This is a genomic window from Roseomonas haemaphysalidis (genome assembly GCF_017355405.1).
Taxonomy (GTDB): Bacteria; Pseudomonadota; Alphaproteobacteria; order Acetobacterales; family Acetobacteraceae; genus Pseudoroseomonas; species Pseudoroseomonas haemaphysalidis.
Map to the genome: position 1 here is coordinate 3,221,701 of NZ_CP061177.1, position 19,919 is coordinate 3,241,619.

The 19,919-nt window shown below is 67.7% G+C and carries 32 protein-coding genes and 1 tRNA gene; 23 read left to right on the plus strand and 10 right to left on the minus strand.

From position 1 onward, the window contains the following. The first annotated feature begins 233 nt into the window (after window positions 1–233). The 21 genes from IAI59_RS14955 (at window position 234) to IAI59_RS15055 (ending at window position 8,195) form a co-directional block, all read left to right on the plus strand. Window positions 234–455: a hypothetical protein gene (locus IAI59_RS14955; protein ID WP_207419046.1), complete on the plus strand. Its 222-nt coding sequence runs from the start codon at window positions 234–236 to the stop codon at window positions 453–455. Between the two features lie 136 nt (window positions 456–591). After that, complete coding sequence (locus IAI59_RS14960; RefSeq protein WP_207419045.1) at window positions 592–1,107, plus strand: HNH endonuclease signature motif containing protein; 516 nt, start codon at window positions 592–594, stop codon at window positions 1,105–1,107. Then, entirely contained in the window at window positions 1,104–1,361 is a 258-nt protein-coding gene (locus IAI59_RS14965; protein WP_207419044.1) for a hypothetical protein, read from the plus strand. Before IAI59_RS14960 ends, IAI59_RS14965 begins: the two co-directional genes overlap by 4 nt. Beyond that, entirely contained in the window at window positions 1,358–1,591 is a 234-nt protein-coding gene (locus IAI59_RS14970; protein ID WP_207419043.1) for a hypothetical protein, read from the plus strand. The genes IAI59_RS14965 and IAI59_RS14970 overlap by 4 nt, the downstream gene beginning before the upstream one ends. Further along, window positions 1,588–1,791 carry a hypothetical protein gene (locus IAI59_RS14975; protein WP_207419042.1) on the plus strand — a complete coding sequence of 68 codons (204 nt, stop codon included), beginning with the start codon at window positions 1,588–1,590 and terminating at the stop codon, window positions 1,789–1,791. The genes IAI59_RS14970 and IAI59_RS14975 overlap by 4 nt, the downstream gene beginning before the upstream one ends. Continuing rightward, window positions 1,788–1,973, plus strand: a complete 186-nt coding sequence (locus tag IAI59_RS14980) for a hypothetical protein (protein ID WP_207419041.1) — start codon at window positions 1,788–1,790, stop codon at window positions 1,971–1,973. Before IAI59_RS14975 ends, IAI59_RS14980 begins: the two co-directional genes overlap by 4 nt. Window positions 1,974–2,014: 41 nt before the next feature. Then, entirely contained in the window at window positions 2,015–2,323 is a 309-nt protein-coding gene (locus tag IAI59_RS14985; RefSeq protein ID WP_207419040.1) for a hypothetical protein, read from the plus strand. Next, window positions 2,320–2,523, plus strand: a complete 204-nt coding sequence (locus tag IAI59_RS14990) for a hypothetical protein (protein WP_207419039.1) — start codon at window positions 2,320–2,322, stop codon at window positions 2,521–2,523. The genes IAI59_RS14985 and IAI59_RS14990 overlap by 4 nt, the downstream gene beginning before the upstream one ends. Then, complete coding sequence (locus tag IAI59_RS14995; RefSeq protein ID WP_207419038.1) at window positions 2,520–2,711, plus strand: hypothetical protein; 192 nt, start codon at window positions 2,520–2,522, stop codon at window positions 2,709–2,711. The genes IAI59_RS14990 and IAI59_RS14995 overlap by 4 nt, the downstream gene beginning before the upstream one ends. After that, window positions 2,702–2,863: a hypothetical protein gene (locus tag IAI59_RS15000; protein ID WP_207419037.1), complete on the plus strand. Its 162-nt coding sequence runs from the start codon at window positions 2,702–2,704 to the stop codon at window positions 2,861–2,863. The genes IAI59_RS14995 and IAI59_RS15000 overlap by 10 nt, the downstream gene beginning before the upstream one ends. After that, window positions 2,863–3,372 (plus strand): hypothetical protein, encoded by a 510-nt coding sequence (locus IAI59_RS15005; RefSeq protein ID WP_207419036.1) that lies wholly within the window; start codon window positions 2,863–2,865, stop codon window positions 3,370–3,372. The genes IAI59_RS15000 and IAI59_RS15005 overlap by 1 nt, the downstream gene beginning before the upstream one ends. Beyond that, on the plus strand, window positions 3,372–3,836 hold the full coding sequence (locus IAI59_RS15010; RefSeq protein ID WP_207419035.1) for a siphovirus Gp157 family protein: 465 nt from the start codon (window positions 3,372–3,374) through the stop codon (window positions 3,834–3,836). Before IAI59_RS15005 ends, IAI59_RS15010 begins: the two co-directional genes overlap by 1 nt. Before the next feature lie 3 nt (window positions 3,837–3,839). Then, window positions 3,840–4,676, plus strand: coding sequence for a hypothetical protein (locus IAI59_RS15015; RefSeq protein ID WP_207419034.1), 837 nt, complete (start codon window positions 3,840–3,842; stop codon window positions 4,674–4,676). Then, window positions 4,673–4,882: a hypothetical protein gene (locus IAI59_RS15020; RefSeq protein ID WP_207419033.1), complete on the plus strand. Its 210-nt coding sequence runs from the start codon at window positions 4,673–4,675 to the stop codon at window positions 4,880–4,882. Before IAI59_RS15015 ends, IAI59_RS15020 begins: the two co-directional genes overlap by 4 nt. Beyond that, window positions 4,879–5,052, plus strand: a complete 174-nt coding sequence (locus IAI59_RS15025) for a hypothetical protein (protein ID WP_207419032.1) — start codon at window positions 4,879–4,881, stop codon at window positions 5,050–5,052. The genes IAI59_RS15020 and IAI59_RS15025 overlap by 4 nt, the downstream gene beginning before the upstream one ends. Beyond that, window positions 5,049–5,549, plus strand: coding sequence for a DNA N-6-adenine-methyltransferase (locus tag IAI59_RS15030; protein WP_207419031.1), 501 nt, complete (start codon window positions 5,049–5,051; stop codon window positions 5,547–5,549). Before IAI59_RS15025 ends, IAI59_RS15030 begins: the two co-directional genes overlap by 4 nt. After that, window positions 5,546–5,992 (plus strand): PEP-CTERM sorting domain-containing protein, encoded by a 447-nt coding sequence (locus tag IAI59_RS15035; RefSeq protein ID WP_207419030.1) that lies wholly within the window; start codon window positions 5,546–5,548, stop codon window positions 5,990–5,992. The genes IAI59_RS15030 and IAI59_RS15035 overlap by 4 nt, the downstream gene beginning before the upstream one ends. After that, on the plus strand, window positions 5,989–6,204 hold the full coding sequence (locus IAI59_RS15040; protein WP_207419029.1) for a hypothetical protein: 216 nt from the start codon (window positions 5,989–5,991) through the stop codon (window positions 6,202–6,204). Before IAI59_RS15035 ends, IAI59_RS15040 begins: the two co-directional genes overlap by 4 nt. Further along, entirely contained in the window at window positions 6,201–6,872 is a 672-nt protein-coding gene (locus IAI59_RS15045) for a hypothetical protein (RefSeq protein ID WP_207419028.1), read from the plus strand. The genes IAI59_RS15040 and IAI59_RS15045 overlap by 4 nt, the downstream gene beginning before the upstream one ends. Next, on the plus strand, window positions 6,869–7,117 hold the full coding sequence (locus IAI59_RS15050; protein ID WP_207419027.1) for a hypothetical protein: 249 nt from the start codon (window positions 6,869–6,871) through the stop codon (window positions 7,115–7,117). The genes IAI59_RS15045 and IAI59_RS15050 overlap by 4 nt, the downstream gene beginning before the upstream one ends. After that, a complete protein-coding gene (locus IAI59_RS15055) occupies window positions 7,104–8,195 on the plus strand; it encodes a tyrosine-type recombinase/integrase (RefSeq protein WP_207419026.1) in 1,092 nt (363 codons plus the stop codon). The genes IAI59_RS15050 and IAI59_RS15055 overlap by 14 nt, the downstream gene beginning before the upstream one ends. A 48-nt stretch (window positions 8,196–8,243) precedes the next feature. Here IAI59_RS15055 and IAI59_RS15060 read toward each other — a convergent pair. Further along, a tRNA-Lys gene (locus tag IAI59_RS15060) sits at window positions 8,244–8,319 on the minus strand. 377 nt (window positions 8,320–8,696) lie between these two features. Here IAI59_RS15060 and IAI59_RS15065 point away from each other — a divergent pair. After that, window positions 8,697–8,936, plus strand: coding sequence for a YMGG-like glycine zipper-containing protein (locus IAI59_RS15065; protein WP_207419025.1), 240 nt, complete (start codon window positions 8,697–8,699; stop codon window positions 8,934–8,936). A gap of 60 nt (window positions 8,937–8,996) precedes the next feature. Here the strand turns inward: IAI59_RS15065 and IAI59_RS15070 are convergent, their stop codons facing one another. Next, window positions 8,997–10,592, minus strand: coding sequence for a 2-isopropylmalate synthase (locus IAI59_RS15070; protein ID WP_207419024.1), 1,596 nt, complete (start codon window positions 10,590–10,592; stop codon window positions 8,997–8,999). Window positions 10,593–10,879: 287 nt separating this feature from the next. On the opposite strand from IAI59_RS15070, the gene IAI59_RS15075 reads away from it, so the two are divergent. Further along, the gene (locus IAI59_RS15075; protein WP_207419023.1) at window positions 10,880–12,001 is read left to right on the plus strand and encodes an aminotransferase class V-fold PLP-dependent enzyme; all 1,122 of its coding nucleotides are present in this window, start codon (window positions 10,880–10,882) and stop codon (window positions 11,999–12,001) included. 178 nt (window positions 12,002–12,179) lie between these two features. Here IAI59_RS15075 and IAI59_RS15080 read toward each other — a convergent pair whose 3' ends face one another. The 8 genes from IAI59_RS15080 to IAI59_RS15115 form a co-directional block, all read right to left on the minus strand. Beyond that, window positions 12,180–12,677 (minus strand): GNAT family N-acetyltransferase, encoded by a 498-nt coding sequence (locus IAI59_RS15080; protein ID WP_207419022.1) that lies wholly within the window; start codon window positions 12,675–12,677, stop codon window positions 12,180–12,182. 166 nt (window positions 12,678–12,843) lie between these two features. Next, window positions 12,844–13,767: an allantoinase PuuE gene (puuE, locus tag IAI59_RS15085; protein ID WP_207419021.1), complete on the minus strand. Its 924-nt coding sequence runs from the start codon at window positions 13,765–13,767 to the stop codon at window positions 12,844–12,846. A 53-nt stretch (window positions 13,768–13,820) separates the two neighbouring features. Further along, window positions 13,821–14,147 (minus strand): energy transducer TonB, encoded by a 327-nt coding sequence (locus IAI59_RS15090; protein ID WP_207419020.1) that lies wholly within the window; start codon window positions 14,145–14,147, stop codon window positions 13,821–13,823. A gap of 141 nt (window positions 14,148–14,288) precedes the next feature. Then, window positions 14,289–15,107 (minus strand): metallophosphoesterase, encoded by an 819-nt coding sequence (locus IAI59_RS15095; protein ID WP_207419019.1) that lies wholly within the window; start codon window positions 15,105–15,107, stop codon window positions 14,289–14,291. A gap of 77 nt (window positions 15,108–15,184) precedes the next feature. After that, window positions 15,185–16,270 carry a zinc-binding metallopeptidase family protein gene (locus tag IAI59_RS15100; protein WP_207419018.1) on the minus strand — a complete coding sequence of 362 codons (1,086 nt, stop codon included), beginning with the start codon at window positions 16,268–16,270 and terminating at the stop codon, window positions 15,185–15,187. Between the two features lie 149 nt (window positions 16,271–16,419). Then, the gene (ilvC, locus tag IAI59_RS15105; RefSeq protein WP_207419017.1) at window positions 16,420–17,436 is read right to left on the minus strand and encodes a ketol-acid reductoisomerase; all 1,017 of its coding nucleotides are present in this window, start codon (window positions 17,434–17,436) and stop codon (window positions 16,420–16,422) included. 32 nt (window positions 17,437–17,468) lie between these two features. Next, complete coding sequence (gene ilvN, locus IAI59_RS15110; protein ID WP_207419016.1) at window positions 17,469–17,993, minus strand: acetolactate synthase small subunit; 525 nt, start codon at window positions 17,991–17,993, stop codon at window positions 17,469–17,471. Window positions 17,994–18,054: 61 nt separating this feature from the next. Further along, window positions 18,055–19,851, minus strand: a complete 1,797-nt coding sequence (locus IAI59_RS15115) for an acetolactate synthase 3 large subunit (protein ID WP_207419015.1) — start codon at window positions 19,849–19,851, stop codon at window positions 18,055–18,057. Window positions 19,852–19,919: the final 68 nt, after the last annotated feature.

Below are 19,919 nucleotides of genomic sequence, written 5' to 3' on the forward strand. Positions count from 1 at the left end.
TCCGAGAGCGCCGAGATTTTCTCTGACCTTCAGCTTATAGCCGATCGTGCTGCCAGGATCGGATTGACCGAGAAATCGGTGCGCGATTTCTGGCTCGCTCGAAAAGGTGGGGAGGACGAGTCTTGAGTGCCCCTGATTATAACCCTCCCGATAATGTCATTGGGCGTGGACGTTTTGGGGGTGGAGGCTTCGGACCTGTTAATCCCTCAGGTGGTGGGCCCGAAGATCCTGGAATGGAAGCACGAATTGCCGTTCTAGAGCAGATTGCCAGAACAACATCGGAAAGCTTGACGGAGATCAAGACGGAGATCCGCGGTCTCAAAACAACGGTCGAGACTAAGCTTGAGGCTGCTCGCGAGCGGCATGATCGAGATTTCCGGATCACCTTTGGTGCCATTATAGCTGTTGCTCTCGGTCTTGCCGGGTTGATGGCAAAAGGGTTTAGGTGGATTTAGCCGACCTCTAGCTTTGCATAAGGCCCGCCTAGCGCGGGCTTTTTTATGTCGGCATGATAGGCATTTTCCTATTGCATAGGAGTTTTCCTAGTCCTATTCCTATTCCTACGGCACAGCGCCGCAGGAGCCCCGCCCGATGTCTAAGACAGACATTCTCAGTGACCCAGCTCAGATGGTTGAGCTCAGGCGTCACATGCCCCGTTTCCTTGATCGGACCATGCCTGAGCCGAATAGCGGCTGCTGGCTATGGATGGGTCGCGCTGATTACAGCAACCCGCGCTATACGGCAGCGACCTTCGAAATTCGTCTGGTTCGCTTCGTCGCGCCCCGCGTGTCTGTGGCCATGCATCGCGGGCCTATTCCTGTCGGTCTGTGTGTGCTGCACAAGTGCGACAATCCGCTCTGCGTGAACCCCGACCACCTGTTCGTCGGCACGCGCGCTGAAAACACCGCAGACATGTTTGCCAAAGGCCGGTCGCGCACCGCGCCGGTGCTTGGCGAACGCCACGGGCAAGCGAAGCTAAATCCAGCGGCCGTCAAGCACATCCGCGCCTCCGCCCTGCCCGGTAACGCGCTGGCCAAACAGCTTGGCGTATCTCCAACCGCAGTCTGGTCGGTTCGCACGGGCCGCACCTGGAGCCACGTGTCATGAACATGTATCTCCCCGACAACATTTCCATCGAGCATGGCCCTGATCGCCCCCTGACGCGGGCTGAGCGGGCGCTGTTCGACGACTACGACGCGGCGAACAGCCGCAACATCACCCGCGACAGCCTGGAGGACGCGCACGCCGCGGTTCTCCGCGCCCTGGACGATGCCGTGCGCGATGGCGACGGCGTGGGGGCACAGGCTGCGCTGGACGCCATGCGCGCTGCGGCGGCTCTGCTGGCGGGAGCGGTGGCATGAGCGCTCTTACAGGCAAGGTGACGTTCACACGCTTTCGGCAAGTCCTGCTGGACGGTGTGAAGGTTGGTCAGATCACTGACCTTGGCTCCCATCGCCCCCTGCGCTGGCAACTGCGCTGGAACAGCAAAGCGGGTCGGCCCATGCCGACAACAGTTCATGCGTATCTGCATGATGCGCGCAACGCCGCTCAGTGGGAATTCAGTCCGTCGAACCCCGGAGCGGCGGCATGACCCTCGAAACCCGCACCGTCACCCTCAGTGCCGAGCAGTGGCGTCACGTGATCCTCGACGCTGAGGACGATCACGCCGAGGCCCTGTCACGCGCCAACGCTATCGACGCTGAGCGCTGGCCGGAAGAAGCCGCCCAGGCCCGCCAGGACGCCGACTTCACCCAAGCCATCCTCACCTCCCTGCGGAGTGCCGTCGCATGACCACGATCTCCCGCATGAACTTCGGGCCGGTGATCACGCCGACCGTCGAGCAGTACCGCGCGGCCTACAAGGGCAACGGCGACCGGGTGCCGCATGATCTGGATGCGGCCAAGGGGATCATCAATTCGATCCTGCTCAGCTTCGCGGTGTTCGTGGGCTATGCGCTGGGGGTGGGGCTGTGAGCGCGCAGCACACGCCGGGGCCTTGGGTCACCGGGACAAGCATGGTCAACGGCATTCTCTGCGTTGACGCCATTGATCCTGCTGACGGCCGGATGTTCGAACTGTGTGAAGTGTGGGGACAGGATGACGCAAGGTCCGTCACCTGCATGGCCGAAGCCAACGCCCGCCTGATCGCGGCGGCCCCGGACCTGCTGGCGGCGCTGGAGGCTTTGCTGGATGGGGTGGCGGACCAGTCCTACTGCGGTCGTCACTGTCAGCTCGAAGTCACCGACAAGGACGAGGCAGAATATCAGGCTGTCCGCTCGCAGGCCCGCGCCGCCATCGCGAAGGCGAAGGGGGCTGCGGCATGACCCTCGAAACCCGCACCGTCACCCTCAGTGCCGAGCAGTGGTTCTTTGTCGAGGCTCTGGTTGAGGACAGCCAAGCGCATGCGGTCAAGACCGCTGACGCCATCGACAGCGTCCGCTTCCCCGAAGTCGTGGCCACGCATCGCGCCGACGCCGACTTCACCCACACCATCCTCACCTCCCTGCGGAGTGCCGGCGCATGACCACGATCTCCCGCATGAACTTCGGCGTGCCCGTGATCCCGACCGTCGAAGAATACCGCGCCGCCTACAAGGGCAACGGCGACCGGGTGCCGCACGATCTTGATGCGGCCACCGGCATCATCAACGCCGCGATCCTGGGCTTCTGGACCTTCGTGGTCGTGTCGTGGGGGATCAGCTCGTGGGTGTGATCGACGAGATGCCCCTGCCCTGGCGCCGCAACGCCTACCTCCAGCAGCTTCGCCGCAGCGCGCTGCACGCCCGTGAGAAGCGCGAGCGGCGGATGTGGGCGCGCCTCTACGTCGAGGCCAAGCGCCGGTTCCTGATCGCGGAGGTGGTGTGATGGCCTGGGAGATCATCGAACCCAAGATGGGCCGCTCTGCCGGGCCCGGCTCGGAAGTCACCGTGGCTTGGCGCAAGACCGGCTCGCACGCTGGCAACCGTCTGGTCATCAACATGGCGAAATCGCTGCTGGCCAAGATGGGATGGGACCACGGCGCTAAGATCCAGATCGAACGCGATTGCGATCTCGGCCTGCTTCGCCTGACCCTGGCGCCGCCGCAGAAACGCGCGATGACGCTGAACACCAAGGACGGCACGGGGTCGGTATTCGTCGCGCTGGACAGTCTGACACTGGCTCAGTCGATGCGGGCAGAGATCGCGCCGTTTGTCATTCAAGGCAGCGCGCTGGTCATCACTCTGCCTGACTGGGCGGCACCGGAGCGTGTGGCGACGCTGGAGGTTGTTGGCAGCGTGGCACGCGGCACCAATGGTGCCCGCGCTGCCGCCGATGCAGCCCGCGCCCGAATGCACGCCGTGCCGTTCAGCATCTCGCGGGCGGGGCTGGGCTGATGGCCGACCACGCAGCCCCCATCCTCCAAGCCCTTCGCAACGCCTGCGTGCCCTTGGCCAGCAACGACACCCTGCCGGCGCTGGCCCAGATGGCCGCCGCCGATGTGGATCATGCGCCGGACCTGCTCGGGGCGTTCCGTGCCGCTGGGACGCTGATCCTCTCCCTTGAGGAAGCCGCCGCTTCCGCGACCGAAAACGCCAAGCGCATCCGGCAGGCGCTGCTGGACGCGATGATCGAGGCTGGCGCCGCTGGCGTGCAGACCGACCATCACACCATCGGCTGGGCACAAGGCGCGCCCGCCGTCGTCATCACCGGGGAAGTGCCGGCCCGCTTCATGCGGACGCCGCCCGCGATCCCTGACAAGGCCGAGATCAAGGCCGCCCTCAAAGAGGGGCTGACGGTGCCGGGCGCCACGCTCGGGAACGCCGCGCCCTACCTGCAAATTCGCGCTCGAAAGGCATAAGCCATGAACGCCATCGTCCCCGTTTCGGCGCAGAGCCGCAGCCTCGCCCCCAGCAACTTCCAGGAAGCCATGCGCTTCGCGGACATGCTGTCCAACAGCACCATGGTCCCCAAGGACTTCCAGGGTAAGCCGGCCAACATCCTCGTGGCTGTCCAGTGGGGCGCCGAAGTCGGCCTTGGTCCGCTGCAGGCGCTGCAGAATATCGCCATCATCAATGGCCGCCCGTCCATCTGGGGCGACGCCGCGCTGGCGCTAGTCCAGGGTCACCCCGCCTACGAGAGCCACCAGGAGAGCATCCGTGGCGAAGGCGATGCTATGGCCGGCGTGTGCCGGGTCAAGCGCCGTGGATCCGAATGGCACGAGGCCGTCTTCACCGTCGAGGATGCCAAGAAGGCTGGCCTGTGGGGCAAGTCTGGCCCCTGGCAGCAGTATCCCAAGCGCATGCTGCAGCTTCGCGCCCGCGGCTTCGCCATCCGCGACAAGTTCGCTGATGCGTTGCGCGGCGTCATCACGGCCGAGGAAGCGGCCGACATGCCGGCTGATGCGTCCCGCCCTGTGGTGGAGCTGACTGCTACGCCGGTCATCGCTGCCCAGCCTTGGCCGATGCTTGACCCCAACATGAACGCCCGCAACGCCAAGGACGCTCGCCAGTGGGTCCAGTGGTGCGAGGCCGCGGTCAAGAAGCTGGAGAATGCAGAAGCCGTCGTGGCGTGGCGCAACGAGATGCAGCCGCACTTCGAGGCGCTGGAAGCCACCGACGCTGCCGCGGTCGAGAAGGTGCAGGGCGCGGCGCAGGACAAGCTGGACACGCTGGCCGATCAGCAGGGGGACGCGGAATGACCCAGACTGTGAAGGTTCGCATCGCTGTCGCCGTGGATAAGACCGGTGACTGGAATGCTTTCGGTTCGAAGGGTTCGAAGGCTCATGATGCCATGAGCATCGCCGTCGAAATGGTGGAAGACGGTGAGGCTCGGTACTGGATCACCGCCGAATTGCCGATCCCTTCCGCTGCTGATGTCGCTGGCGAAGTGGAGGCAGGCGCATGACCGCCCCCAGCCACCCCGCCCCCGAGCCGCTGGCGTGGATGCCGGCGGACATGCGGGCCGCCTACCGCGCCTGGGCCACCCAGCACGGGCTCAACATCATGCACCAGGAGGCGTTCGCGGCGGGGTGGAACGCGGCGAGGGATGCTGAGGGTGGGGGGTTCTGGAAGTGAGCGAGCATGAATTGTGCACCGGCATGTCCAGTGAATGGTTCACGCCGCCCGAAATCTTCCGGGCTCTCAGACTGACCTTCGACCTGGACCCATGCCAGCCAAATGAAGGCCGGGCGTTCCTGTCGGTGCCGTGCCGCCGCTTTCTGACTGCGGCAGAGGATGGGCTCACGCAGCCTTGGGAAGGCCTGGTGTGGATGAACCCACCCTTTGGCGGCCGGAACGGACAGGTGCCGTGGCTGCGGAAGTTCATGCGGCACGGCAATGGCATCGCCCTGGTGGCCGCCCGGACTTCCGCCAGTTGGTTCCACGATGTGGCCGTGGAGGCCGAGACGATGCTGTTCCCGCGCGGCAAGACCAAATTCGTGCGGCCAGATGGATCGCGTGGGGGCAGTCCAGGAACTGGCATTGTCCTGCTGGGCATGGGCGCGACAGCTAACAATGCGCTCTGGAATAGCGGGCTGGGCCTGTTCGTAAATAACCGGAGGGTTGTGGCATGACCCGCCTCCTCCCCTTCTGCCTCCCCGCCGCTGTGGTCGTCGGCGCTGGCGCCTACCTCGCGGCGGATCGCGCGGTCCTGACCGAGATCGGGCTGTCTCCGGGGCGTGACGGGCTGCGGGCTGTGTCGGGTGCGGCGCCGAGGCCTGGCGCACGTCCGCAGCGCATCGCTCAGGGCGGCCCCGTCTGCTTCGACGTGATGCTGTGGCCGGGTGGTGCGCCCCTGCCCTTGTGGCCGGCGGACTACGCGGTGCCGGCGGTGAACCGAACGCTGGCCGCGTTGGTGCCGGTGTCGGGCGTGTCGGTCCTGGCCGCCGATGACGTGGTGGCAGTGACCGAGCGTCAGGTGATCACCGCGCCGCCCGCCGATGTGCCCGAACCACCTGCCATCGCCCTATTCGCCAGCGCCCTCGCGCTGCTGGCTTTCTTCAGGAGGCACGCATGAGCGAGCCGGAACAGATCACCTACGACAGCCCGAAGCTGGCCGAGACTGTGCTCAAGCGCAGCGTGAGAGACGCGGCCGAGAGTTTGGTAGGCGGCTTCGACTGGAGCGAGACGGCTGAGGGCTACGAATTCTGGTCCGTCGTCTACCACCGGCTGATGTCGATGGCGGCGGGGCAGTTCCGGCTGCCTCCGGCGAAGGAGATGCGGGCATGACCCACACACCCACGGCGCGCGCTCCGGTGACGGATGCTCGCGGCTGGCCGGATGCGCGGCTGCCCGGTGTGCCGCCGGATCACAAGCACAACGGCTGGCACTTCCTCGGTCATTCTGACGGCACCTGGGGCGCTTACGCATGGGATGCAACGCGAGCGACATGGTGGATCGTTGAGCAGGAGGTGCCGCCCTACCTACTCACCAAAGGACGCTACATCGGCCCCTGCCATCCCCCCGCCGCCGAGCGTGAGGCGCCGGGCGGTGTGGTGTCTGGATGGGCTGTCTATGCGCCATCTGGCGCAATCTCCTGGCGGTCTATCGAGACAAGCCGTGATGCGTCTCTTGGCGCCTTTGTCGGCCCAGGCTGGCGCGATCACTGGCCTGCAAGCGAAGCTGTTGGCTATCGTTGCGTCCCTATCCAGATCGCCGCCGCCCCACCCCCGCCCGCGAATATCGGAGGCGATAGCCCGAGTGAGCGGGAGAAGGCGTTGAGGGAGGCATTGGCATTAGCGGACGCTGAAGTTGTGTTCGCCCAGCAGGGCATCGCAACTTCGGAAGCTGGCACAACAGAACGCGCTATGAATGTGATGGCTCGTAACACTGCCCGCGATATCGCCAAGGCCATCAAAGCCCTGCTCGCCACTCCGGCGGAGGGAGGCGGGACATGAGTGAGACCCGCCTCATGACCCGGGCAGCCCTCCGCGCCTACCTGCATGGCCTGCCATGGGGGGAGATCAACGCGCGCATGGAAGCACATCGCCTACCCAAGCCGCTGTGGAACACCCCGCCTGATCACCCGGCTGCCCGCTGGGATCGGAAGGCGGTAGACCGCGCCCTTGATGCCGCTTCCGGTATGCCCCTCACCGTCGAGGCGGGCACCGCTTTCCTGGACAAAGCCCTTGGATTCCGATGACACCCGGCCCCGATACACCATGCTCCGCAAGGGGCGGTGGTATTGGGAACCACCTGCCCGACTCCGCGCCAGCCATGGGCTGAAGGTCGCTTCCCTGGGACCGGATGCGCCTATCGCCTGGGCCATGGCGCGGCAGCTCAACCAGCAGTTCGCCGGTCTACCGAGCGCCGCCAAGACGCCGGGCACGGTCGAGTGGATGTTCGAGCAGTTCTTCGAGGGGGAGAAATTCGACACGCTCGCGGCCAATACCCAGCGCGACTACCGCTGGCTGGCCAAGCGGCTCTGCGGTCTGGAGATCGCCGGCAACCGCCTGGGGTCGCTACCGGCCCGATCGGTGAAGGCCCGCCACGCCGACAAGCTGTATGCGACGCTGGTCAAGGACGGTGCGACTGCGGCGCACTACGCCTGCAGGTTCGCCCGGCGCGTCTGGAAGTGGGCCGGCCGGCGCGACCTCGTGGATGCACACCCCAACCCGTGGTCTGGCATGGAGCTGCCGACCCTGAAGCCTAGGCAGCAGCGATGGACACGCGCCCAGGTGCTGGCCGTGGTGGAGAAGGCTGCGGAGATGGGCGCACCAAGCATCGGCCTGGCCGTGCTGATCGCTTATGAGTTCGGCCACCGCCAAGGGGATGTGCTGGGGCTGACGTGGGCTGCGGTGGATACGGGCTCACGCCAAACGAGCAAGACTGGCGTCATGGTGCCGCTGGTGCCAGCCTCGTACCCAGAAGTGGCGGCGGCCCTGGCGGTAGCGCGCGCAGCCCGAGCAGCAGTCCCAAGCACCCACCTTATTATATGTGAGACGACTGGCCTGCCGTGGGGAGCCGACCACTTTCGGCATGAGTTCCGGGCGGTGGCAGACGCGGCGGGCATCCCGTCCACTCTTCAGTTCCGAGACCTGCGCGCGACCGCAGCTACCGAGTTGGCCGACGCCGGCGCCGACCTGATCGAGATGAGCACCCACACGGGCCACCTCACAACTCAGATGGCCAGGCGCTACGCACGACGAACCACCGCACAGTTCGAGAGCGCGGCGGCGAAACGGATCAAAGCGCGTGGAGAACGGGAGGGGAATGGGTGACGGAACTCGTCACGGAGCGACGGAACTGGTGTCGCTAAGTAATTGAGATGGTGGGCGCTCACGGGCTCGAACCGTGGACCTACTGATTAAGAGTCAGCTGCTCTACCAACTGAGCTAAGCGCCCATCTCAACCTGGGGCAGCGAAACCGCCCCGTCGGTGGAGCGGGCTTTTAGCGGTTCTGGCGCGATTGGCAACCCCTTCAGTCGCGGATCTCGCCATTTATCCGCGTCACGGCACCTGTGGCCGGGCATCAACGGTTCAATGCCGACCAAACCATCACGGCGGATCGCCGACAGCCGCCCGCGGCCCGCCTCAGTGGCCAAACGTCCGGACCACCGAAAGACAGCCGGAAGCGTTCCGCAACCGGACACCAGGGAACAGTGGCATGGGCAGCGTTTCGGCTGCAGGCGGCTCAGCCGCAATCCATGACCAACCTGCAACCAGGAGCTTAACACGGTGTTGTGGCTTCGTTGAAATCAACTGACACGGGAACCAGCCCCATGCGCAAGTCGTCCCTTGCCCTTCTCGCCCTCGCCGGCCTCAGCCTCGGCGCCTGCGGCTACACCCCCGGTGACCGCGCGGCCTCCGGCGGCCTGCTGGGCGCCGGTGCCGGCGCCGCGGTGGGCTCCCTGTCCGGCAATGCCGGCACGGGCGCGCTGATCGGCGGTGCCGCCGGTGCCCTGGGTGGCGCCGTGACCAACGCTGACACGGTGAACCTGGGCCGTCCCGCCTGGCGCTGATCCGCGCTTCGCGGCTCTGACGAAAACGGCCGGTCCGAAAGGACCGGCCGTTTTTTCGTTTCAGCCGGCCTGCGCCGCCGCCGGCAGCATCTCCGGCGGCGCGGTACGGGCGCGCTTGGCCATCAGCTTGTTGAGCGCGTGCACATAGGCCCGCGCGCTGGCGACGATGGTGTCGGTGTCCGCCCCCTGCCCGTCCACCAGCTTGCCATCCTCCTCCAGGCGCACGGTCACGCGCGCCTGCGCGTCGGTGCCGCCGGTGACGGACTGCACGGCATACAGCTTCAGGTTCGCCTTGTGCGGCACCACCTGCTGCAGGGCATTGAAGGTGGCGTCCACCGCGCCGTCGCCGCCCGCCACGGCATCGCAGCGCTCCCCGTCCACGTCCAACACCAGGCTGGCTGTCGGGCGGGTGCCCATGCCGGTGGCCACCGTCAGCGCGATCAGCTTGACGCGGTCATGCGCGCGGCCGACCTCGTCATCGACCAGCGCCACGATGTCCTCGTCGAACACGCTCTTCTTGCGGTCGGCCAGGTCCTTGAAGCGCTTGAAGGCATCGTTCAGCTGGTTGTCGCCCAGCGTGTAGCCCAGCGTCGCCAGCTTGTCGCGAAAGGCGGCGCGGCCGGAATGCTTGCCCATCACCAGCGCGCTGGTGGTCCAGCCCACCGATTCCGGCGTCATGATCTCGTAGGTGGCGCTGTCCTTCAGCATGCCGTCCTGGTGGATGCCGCTTTCATGCGCGAAGGCGTTGCGGCCGACGATGGCCTTGTTGGGCTGCACGTCGAAGGAGGTGATGGTGGCCAGCAGGCGGCTGGTGCGCAGGATGTTCTGCGTCACGATGCCGGTGGTGAACGGCATCACGTCCTGGCGGGTGCGCAGCGCCATCGCGACCTCCTCCAGCGCCGCGTTGCCCGCGCGCTCGCCAATGCCGTTGATGGTGGCTTCCACCTGCCGCGCGCCCGCATGCAGCGCCGCCACCGTGTTGGCCACCGCCAGGCCGAGGTCGTTGTGGTTGTGCGCCGAGAAGATCACGCCATCCGCGCCCGGCACCCGCTCACGCAGCATGGTGAAGATGCGGGCGATGTCCTCCGGCACGCTGTAGCCCACCGTGTCCGGCACGTTGATGGTGGTGGCGCCCGCCTTGATGGCGGCTTCCACGCAGCGGCACAGGAAGTCGGGGTCCGTGCGGCTGCCATCCTCGGCCGACCACTCCACGTCGGCCACGTGGTTGCGCGCCAGCGTGACGGACTTGGTGATGGCCTCCAGCACCGCCTCGCGCGACATGCGCAGCTTGACGCGCATGTGCAGGTCGGAGGTGGACAGAAAGGTGTGGATGCGCTGGCGCGCGGCGGGCTTCACCGCTTCCACGGCGCGCAGGATGTCGCCAGGCGCGGAGCGCGACAGGCCACAGACCACGGGGCCGTCCTTCGCGAAGCGCTGGGCGATGGACTGCACACTTTCGAAGTCGCCCTGGCTGGCGATCGGGAAGCCGGCCTCCATGACGTCCACGCCCAGCTCGGCCAGCGCCTCCGCCATGCGCAGCTTTTCCTCCAGGTTCATGGAAAAGCCGGGGGACTGCTCGCCATCGCGCAGCGTCGTGTCGAAGACGATCACGCGATTGGGGTCGATGGTGCCGAAGCTGGGATGGCTGATGGCCATGGAAACGTTCCTTCGTTGACGTGTGCCGTGCATCGCAGGGCGCGCGGGCCCCCAGGGGTTCCCCTGAGCGATGCCGGCAGGTCAGCCGGGCGTCACGCCCAGGGGCGGATAAGTCGAAGGAGGAGGAGGCCGGAAAGCGCGCGCGGCGCAGCGACGGCGGAAAGGCCGTTCAGCAGCGTGTTGCGGGGCGCGGTTGCGGTCATGCACCGGACGATAGGCATGCGCATCGAAGCCCGCAACCCCGAATCCGCCTGGACGCCGGGGCGCGGATCGCATCTGCTGGCCGCATGACCCTGCCAAGCCAGCGCCACCTGTTCGAGATTCCGGACGGCATCACCTACCTGGACGCCGCCGCCTATTCCCTCCTGCCGCGCGGCGGGCGGGCGGCCGGCGAAGCCGGCGTCGCCAGCAAAAGCCAGCCCTGGGCGCATCCGCGCAACCAGGCCGGGGACTGGGCGGAACGCGCCCGCAGCAGCGCAGCACGGCTGCTGGGCGCGGCGGCGGACGACATCGCCATCATCGGCTCGGTCAGCCACGGCATCGGCACCGCGGCGCGCAACCTGCCGCTGCCGTCCGGCACGCGCCTGCTGCGGGTGGCCGACGAATTCCCCTCCCTCGCCCTGGTCTTCGACCGGCTGGCCGCGGAAGCCGGCATGGAGCTGGAGGTGGTCCCCCGCCCCGCGGACGGCGACTGGACAAGCGCCGTGCTGGCCGCCATCGCCCGCCCCGGCGCCGCCCCGCTGTCCATCGCCTGCCTGACGCCGCTGCACTGGTCGGACGGTGCGCTGATCGACCTGGACCGCATCGCCCCCGCCGTGCATGCCGCCGGCGCCGCGCTGGTGGTGGATGCCACCCAGGCGGTGGGCGTGCTGCCGGTGGACGTGCGCCGCTGGCGTCCCGACTTCCTGGCCTTCCCGACCTACAAGTGGGTGCTCGGCCCCTACAGCCTGGCCTTTCTCTACGCCGCGCCGCACCGCCAAGCAGGCCTGCCGCTGGAGGAGAATGGCACCAACCGCCCCGAGGGCCGCTTCGCCCCTGGTGCCCGCCGCTACGACAAGGGCGAGCGCAACGACCCCGTGGCGCTGCCCATGGCGGCGACCGGCCTGGAGCTGGTGGAAGGCTGGGGCGTCGCCGCCGTCGAGGCCCGGCTGCGCGCCATGACCGACCGGCTGGCGGCGGGCCTGGAAGCGCAGGGCCTGCCCGTGCTGCCCCGCGCGCTGCGCGCGCCGCACATCCTCGGCCTGCGCCTTCCGGGCGGCGTTCCGCCCGGCCTCGTCGATGGCCTGGCGGCGCAGGGTGCCTTCGCCTGCGACCGCCTAGGCGCGCTGCGCATCAGTCCGCATGTCTGGACGGAGGAGGCGGATATCGATCGCTTCCTGTCCATCCTGTCCGGGCTGCTGAAGGGCTGATAAAAGAAAGGCCGGGGAAAGAATTCCCCGGACCCCATCTTTTGTCTGATTGATTTTTTATGTGCTGACGAAGCGGTAGCACTTGGACTTTGGCGCATCGCTGCCGCGGCCACACCCGGAAACAGGACGAAAAAAAGATGGGGGTCTGGGGGAATTCCTTCCCCCAGCCTTCTCCCTGCTAGGCCGCGCGCGCCACCCTCCGGGCCGGCGGCACGGGCTGCGTCGCCGCCAGTGGCAGGCCGCCCATCGGCTTGAGCATCGGCACCGCTTCCGGGCATGCGGTGCAGCCATCCCACGCACCGGGGATGAAGCCGCTGCGGGCATAGAAGCTCACCGCCGGCCCCCGCGCATTGACGCAAAGGCGGGTTGCGCCGTGGGCCCGGGCGTAGTCCTCGGCCAGTTCCAGCATGCGGGCGCCAAGGCCCGCGCCACGCCATTCCGGCGCCACCGCGATCAGCCGCAGCGCGGCGCGGCCATCGGGCTTCAGGTCGATACGGATGGTACCGGCCACCGCGCCATCCACCACCAGCACCAGCGGGTGGTTGGCGGGGTCGCCCTCGTCCGGGTGTCCCGGGTCGTAGCGGCAGGGATAGGGCCCGTCCGCGCGATGATACAGGTCGAAGATGCAGGTTTCGCGGATCGCATGGTAGCGAAGCCGCTCAGGATCGCTCCGCATGGCGCGGAGCTGGGTAGTTCGGGGGCGCACGAGGCACCTTGTCGCTGTGACGGGAACCGCCCAAGGGTCGGTCCTTGCCGGCCCGGCGCGCGAAGGGCCGGACGGCGGGAGGATACCGCCGCGCCCCCGCCGCCCGCCATGGCCGCGAGTGACTGTCAGAAAAGCTTCACGCCGGCGGGTGGGTCTTCAGCCAGTGGCGGGCGATCTGCTCGCGCGTCGCGACCCAGACGTCGGGGCAGGCCTTCACATGGTCCAGAAAGCGCTTCAGCGCGGCGGCGCGGGCCGGGCGGCCGACGATGCGGCAATGCAGGCCGATGCTCATCATCTTCGGCGCCGTCCTGCCTTCCTCCAGCAGCAGGTCGAAGGCGTCGCGCAGGTGCTGCTCGAAGCCATCGTTGCTGGCGAAGCCCGGGGGCACCGCGAACTTCATGTCGTTGTTGTCGAGCGTGTAGGGGATGACCAGCAACGGCTTGCCGGCGGCGGTGACGTAATGCGGCAGGTCGTCCTCATAGGCGTCGCTGTCGTAGAGAAAGCCGCCATGCTCGGCCACCAGCCGCCGCGTCTGCTCGCTGATGCGGCCGGTGTACCAGCCGACGGGCGGCCTGCCGACCGTGCGGGTGATCGTCTCGACGCATTGCGCGATGTGCTGGCGCTCGGTCGCCTCGTCGATATTCTGGTAGTTGATCCACCGCCAGCCATGGCTGGCGACCTCATGCCCGGCATTCGCGAAGGCGGCGCCGATGGCCGGGTTCAGCTCCAACGCACGGCCAACGCCATACACTGTCAGCTTCATGTCCCGCTCGGCGAACAGCCGCAGGATGCGCCACACGCCGGCGCGGGCGCCGTAGTCGAACTGGCTTTCCTTGCCGATGTCGCGCATGCCCAGCACCGGGTTCCCGCCCGGCGTTTCGTTCAGGTAGACCTCGCTTCCGGCATCGCCGTTCAGCACGGAGTTCTCGCCGCCCTCCTCGTAGTTCAGCACAAAGGACACGGCGAGGCGCGCACCGCCGGGCCAGCGTGGGTCCGGCGGGTTGGGACCGTAGCCGGCGAAGTCACGGGGATAGGCGCTGTCTAGGGCGAGGATGGTCATGGGGCGAAAGCTTGCTGGCCGCCGCCCGGCGCCGTCAACCGGGTCCCGCCTGCCTAGATTGGCCGGCGTTCAAAGGAGATCGGCACGCTCAGCGTCGTGTAGCCACTGTCACGCAGCAGGACGGCGGGTGGCGGCGGCAATGGCGCCGCAGACAGGACAATCGTCAGGGCCGCCGCATCGAACAACGGCTCGCCCGCGCCGCCAGCGATCTGCGGCGTGTAGATTGCACCGTTGCTTCCCACCGAGAAACGGATCAGCGCCGTGCCCCCGGCCACCGGCATGGGGCGGGACGGATCACGGGGGAAGTAGCGCTTGGCCATGATCGCCGCGCTGACGGAGCGCCGCCAAGTGGAAACCGCTTCCTGCTCCTCGGCGGTCATGCTGCCGGGCGTGCTGCACCCTGCCAGGGCCAGCAGAAGCCCAGCCGCTGCCATACGTCTAGACGGCATTACCGCTCTCCATGACCACTGCATTGGTCATAGTCCCGGCCGATCCAACAGCCAGGGCCAAGCCTGCATGGCTCAGGACAGGCGGACGCGCACGATCTCCGGCATCACGCCGAAGCGCACCGGCAGCACGCTGCAGCCAAGGCCGCCGGACACCACCAGCCGCCGCCCCGCCTCCTCCACCAGCCCGTAGGCGAAGCGCTGACCGTAGCGGGAGCCGATCACGGGCGACCAGCCGAACAGCCGCACCTGTCCGCCATGCGTGTGCCCCGACAGGGTCAGCGCCACCCGCCCCGGCACGTTGACGAACTGGTCCGGCTCGTGCGCCATCAGGATGGCCGGCGCATCGTCGGCGGCCAGGGGCGCCAGGGTGGCGGTCAGGTTGTCGGCACCGCGGAAGCGCCAGCCGCCACCGGGGATGCGATACGCCATGCTGCTGCCGGCGCCGCACAGCCACACCCCGTCGCCATGCGGCAGGCGAAGGGCCTGGTTGACCAGCACCCGGATGCCCGCCCCTTCCTGCAATCCCTGCAAGGCCGGGCGCCCCTCGCCCCGGCGCTGCACCGCGTCGTCGTCCCAGTAGTCGTGGTTGCCCAGCACCGCATGGGTGCCAAGCGGCGCCCGCAGCCGCGCCAACTCCGCCACCACCTCCGGCATCGGCAGTCGCCGGCGGATCCAGGGGAAGTGGCCGGGGATGTCCCCCAGCAGCAGGTGCGCGTCGGGCCGCAGCTCATTCGCCGTGTCGACGATGCGACGGATGCGCCGCAGCGGCATCCAGGGCTCGTTGGCATGGATATCGGCGATGACGCTCAGCACCAGCGGTGGCCGGGCGCCCCAGCCGGGCACCGGCAGGTCGTATTCGGTCACCCGCAGCAGCAGCCCCGGCTCGACCACCAGCCCGAAGGCGGAAACCCCGGCGCCGCTGGCCAGGGTGACGGCGCCGCCCGCCAGCAGGTGCCGCCGGGTGAGCCTCAGGCGGCCATCCGGCCGGCCGGCACCTGGCCGTGCACCAGCGACTGGATGAAGCCCAGCTTGCGCACGACATTGGGCGACAGCACGAAGGGATACAGGTCCGCCACGCCCATGGAGCGGTTCAGGCTGTTCACCGCCACCGTCAACGGCACCCAGGCCTCCATCACCGCCTGGATATCCGTGCTGCGGTAGGCGTCGAAATCCACCTCCGCCTCCAGCACGCCGTCCTTGTCGGCCCGCGGCGCGATGCCGATGCCGAGCGAGCGCGCCATCTCCAGCGTATCCACGATGTGCAGGTAGTGCGCCCAGGTTTCGGCGAAGTCCTCCCAGGGATGGGCGGTGGCATAGGTGCTGACGAAGTTGTCCTGCCAGTTGGCGGGCGCACCCTCGTTGTAATGCCGCTGCAGGGCGGCGCCGTAGTCCTGGCTGTCATCGCCGAACACGGCGCGGCATTCCTCCAGCCGGCCCCCGTCGCGCACCAAGAGGTCCCAGAAATGATGGCCGGATTCGTGGCGGAAGTGGCCCAGCAGCGTGCGGTAAGGCTCGCCCATCGCGGTGCGGCGCTTGACCCGCTCCGCGTCGTCGGCCTCCACCAGCGCCAGGGTGATCAGCCCGTTGTCGTGGCCGGTCATCACGCTTTGCTGCGCGTCTGGCGCATCGGCCAGGAAGTCGAAGGCCAGCCCGTGCTGCGGGTCCTCCAGGCGGGTCTTCAGCGGCAGGCCCAGGCGGATGAAGCTGTAGAAGGCGCGCCGCTTGGCCACCTCGATCTTCTGCCAGCGCTCCTTGCTCACCGGGTCCGACAGGTTCGGGATGGTCTGGTTGTGGCGGCAGGCGGTGCAGAACCGCTCGGCGCTGTCATTCGGCACCAGCCAGTTGCAGGCCTGCTGCTGCGCGTTGTCGCAGAACCGGAAGGACGGCCCGGGCGCAGCCCTGGCGGTGAACACCCCCTGCCCGCCATCCAGCGGGTCCAGTGCCGACAGCGTGGTCTGCTCCGGCAGAAAACCCAGCGTGGCGCCGCACTTGACGCACAGCGTGTTCTCGAAATGCAGGACCTGGCCGCAGTTCTGGCAGGCGAAGAGGCGCATGTTCGTGATTCCTGGCCCGGGCCGGTCCCTGGGCGTGGCTGTCAAATGCCCCTGCCCCGGCCCGGTTGCGCCGGCCGGCGAACATAGCGCGCATGCAACAAAAAAGGGCCCCGCCGGGGCCCTTTTCGCGGCCTGCCGTAGTGGCAGGCTCAGTTCTTGGTCTGGTCGACCAGCGCGCCCTTGGTGATCCAGGGCATCATGCCGCGCAGCTTGGTGCCGACTTCCTCGATGGAGTGCTCGGCCAGGCGGCGGCGGGTGGCCTTGAAGGAGGCCTGGTTGACCCGGTTCTCCAGCATCCAGTCACGGGTGAACTTGCCGGACTGGATGTCGTTCAGCACGCGCTTCATCTCGGCCTTGGTCTCGGGCGTGATGATGCGCGGGCCGGTGACGTATTCGCCGTACTCGGCCGTGTTGCTGATCGAGTAGTTCATGTTGGCGATGCCGCCCTCGTAGATGAGGTCGACGATCAGCTTCACCTCGTGCAGGCACTCGAAATACGCCATCTCGGGGGCGTAGCCGGCTTCCACCAGCGTCTCGTAGCCCGCCTTGATCAGCTCCACGAGGCCGCCGCACAGCACCACCTGCTCGCCGAACAGGTCGGTCTCGCATTCCTCGCGGAAGGTGGTCTCAATGATGCCCGAGCGCCCGCCGCCGACGGCGGAAGCGTAGGACAGCGCGATCTCCAGCGCATTGCCCGAGGGGTTCTGGTGGACGGCCACCAGGCAGGGCACGCCGCCGCCCTTCTGATACTCGCCGCGCACCGTGTGGCCGGGGCCCTTGGGCGCGATCATGAAGACGTCGATGTCCGAACGCGGCTCGATCAGGTTGAAGTGCACGTTCAGGCCGTGCGCGAAGGCGAGTGAGGCGCCTTCCTTCATGTTGGCGTGCAGGTGGTCGCGGTACAGGTCGCCCTGGCCCTCGTCCGGCGTCAGCACCATCACGACGTCGGCCCACTTGGCGGCCTCGGCCGGGGACAGCACCTTGAAGCCGGCGGTCTCGGCCTTCTTCTGGGAGGCGCCGGGGCGCAGGCCGATGACGACCTCGCCCACGCCGGAGTCGCGCATGTTCATGGCATGGGCGTGGCCCTGGCTGCCGAAGCCGATGACCGCGACCTTCTTGCCCTTGATCAGGCCGACATCGGCGTCACGGTCGTAATACACGCGCATCTGGCGCTCTCCTCAGTGGAAACGAAAACGGGTCAGGCCTGCAGGCTCGACGGCCCGCGGACAATGGCGACGGCACCGGTCCGGCTGACCTCGGCCAGCCCGATCGGCCGCATGAGATTGATGAAGGCGTCGAGCTTCTCGCCGCTTCCCGTCATCTCGAAGACAAAGCTTTCCGTGGTGGCATCCACCACGCGGGCGCGGAAGGCATCCGCCAGCCGCAGCGCCTCCTGCCGCGCCTCACCGGTGCCGACCACCTTGATCAGCGCCAACTCGCGCGACAGATGCGGGCCTTCCAGCGTCAGGTCCGACACCTTGTGGACCGGCACCAGCCGGTCGAGCTGCGCCTTGATCTGCTCGATCACCATCTCGGTGCCGGTGGTGACCACGGTGATGCGCGACAGGCGTCCGTGCTCATCGACCGGCGCCACGGTCAGGCTGTCGATGTTGTAGCCGCGGCCGGAAAACAGGCCGATGACGCGCGCCAGCACGCCGGCCTCGTTCTCCACCAGCACGGCGATGGTCGCCGCGCGCTGCACGCTGTCGAGGTAGTCGGCCATGGGGTCGGGTATCCGGTGGTCTGAAAGGGGATCGAGGCGTGCGGCGGGCGGTGGCGCCGGTTCAGACCAGGCCCATGCCCTGGTCGGTGACCTGCGCGCCATCGCTCTTCTGGCCGGATGCCAGCAGCATCTCGTTGTGCGCGGCGCCGGAAGGGATCATCGGCATGACATTCTCCTTCTCGTCCACCGCGCAGTCCACCACCACGGGGCGGTCGATGGCGATCATCTCGCGGATCACGCGGTCCAGGTCGTTCTCGCCCTCGATCCGCATGCCGACGGCGTGGAAGCTTTCCGCAAGCTTCACGAAGTCAGGGAGCGCCTCGCTGTAGCTTTCGGAATAGCGGCTGCCGTGCAGCAGCTCCTGCCACTGGCGCACCATGCCCATGTAGCGGTTGTTCAGGATGAACACCTTCACCGGCAGGCGGTACTGCGCCAGCGTCGCCATCTCCTGGATGTTCATCAGGATCGAGGCCTCGCCGGCGATGTCGATGCACAGCGCGTCCGGATGCGCCACCTGCACGCCCATCGCCGCCGGCAGGCCGTAGCCCATGGTGCCGAGGCCGCCCGAGGTCATCCAGCGGTTCGGCTTCTCGAAGCCGAAATACTGGGCGGCCCACATCTGGTGCTGGCCGACCTCGGTGGAGATGAAGGTGTCGCGCCCGCTTTCCTGGGTCAGCTCGAACAGCCGCTTCACGGCGTGCTGCGGCTTGATGATCTTGCCGGACTGCACGTAGTCCAGACACTTCTTGCCGCGCCACTCGTCGATCTGCCGCCACCAGGCGCCCAGCGCCTCGCGGTCCTGCTGCTCCGGCGCCTCGTCCCAGGCGGCCAGCATGGCGCGCAGCACGGCGGCGGCGTCGCCCACCACCGGCACGTCCACCTTGACGTTCTTGTTGATCGAGGAAGGGTCGATGTCGGCGTGGATCTTCAGCGAACCGGGCGAGAAGGCGTTCAGCCGCCCCGTCACGCGGTCGTCGAAGCGTGCGCCGATGTTGAACATCACGTCGCAGCCGTGCATCGCGAGGTTCGCCTCGTAGGTCCCGTGCATGCCCAGCATGCCCAGGAACTGCGGGTCGCTGGCCGGGAAGCAGCCCAGGCCCATCAGCGTGTTGGTGCAGGGCAGCCCCGCCTTGCGCACCAGCTGCGCCAGCAGCGACGACGCCTCGGGGCCCGCGTTGATCACGCCGCCGCCGGCATAAACCACCGGGCGCTTGGCGGACTTCAACATCGCCACGGCCTTGCGGATCTGCCCGGCGTCGGGCTCGGTCTGCGGACGGTAGGAACGGTGCTCGCGGGTCGGCGCCTCGGAATAAGGCCCCTTGTTGACCAGGATGTCCTTGGGCAGGTCGATCACCACCGGGCCGGGGCGGCCGGAGCGCGCCACGTAGAAGGCGTCGTGCACCGTCTCGGCCAGCTTGGCGATGTCCTTGACCAGGTAGTTGTGCTTGGTCGCGGGGCGGGTGATGCCGGTGGTGTCGGCTTCCTGGAAGGCGTCGTTGCCGATCAGGTGGGTCGGCACCTGCCCGGTCAGGCAGACCAGGGGGATGCTGTCCATCAGCGCGTCCACCAGCCCGGTCACCGCATTGGTGGCACCGGGGCCGGAGGTGACCAGCACGCAGCCCACCTTGCCGGTGGAGCGGGCATAGCCCTCGGCGGCATGCACCGCCGCCTGCTCGTGCCGCACCAGGATGTGGCGGATGGCGTTCTGCTGGAAGATGGCGTCGTAGATCGGCAGCACCGAACCGCCGGGGTAGCCGAAGATAACGTCGACGCCCTGGTCCTTCAGCGCGCGCAGAACGATCTCGGCACCCGTCATGGACAGGGTCTCGGTCGTGGCGGTGAGGGTCTGGGGGGACATGGTTCTGCGGACTTCCTTGAAACGGGGCCACTGCACATGGCGAGCCCGGCTTAACGTGCCAACCCCTG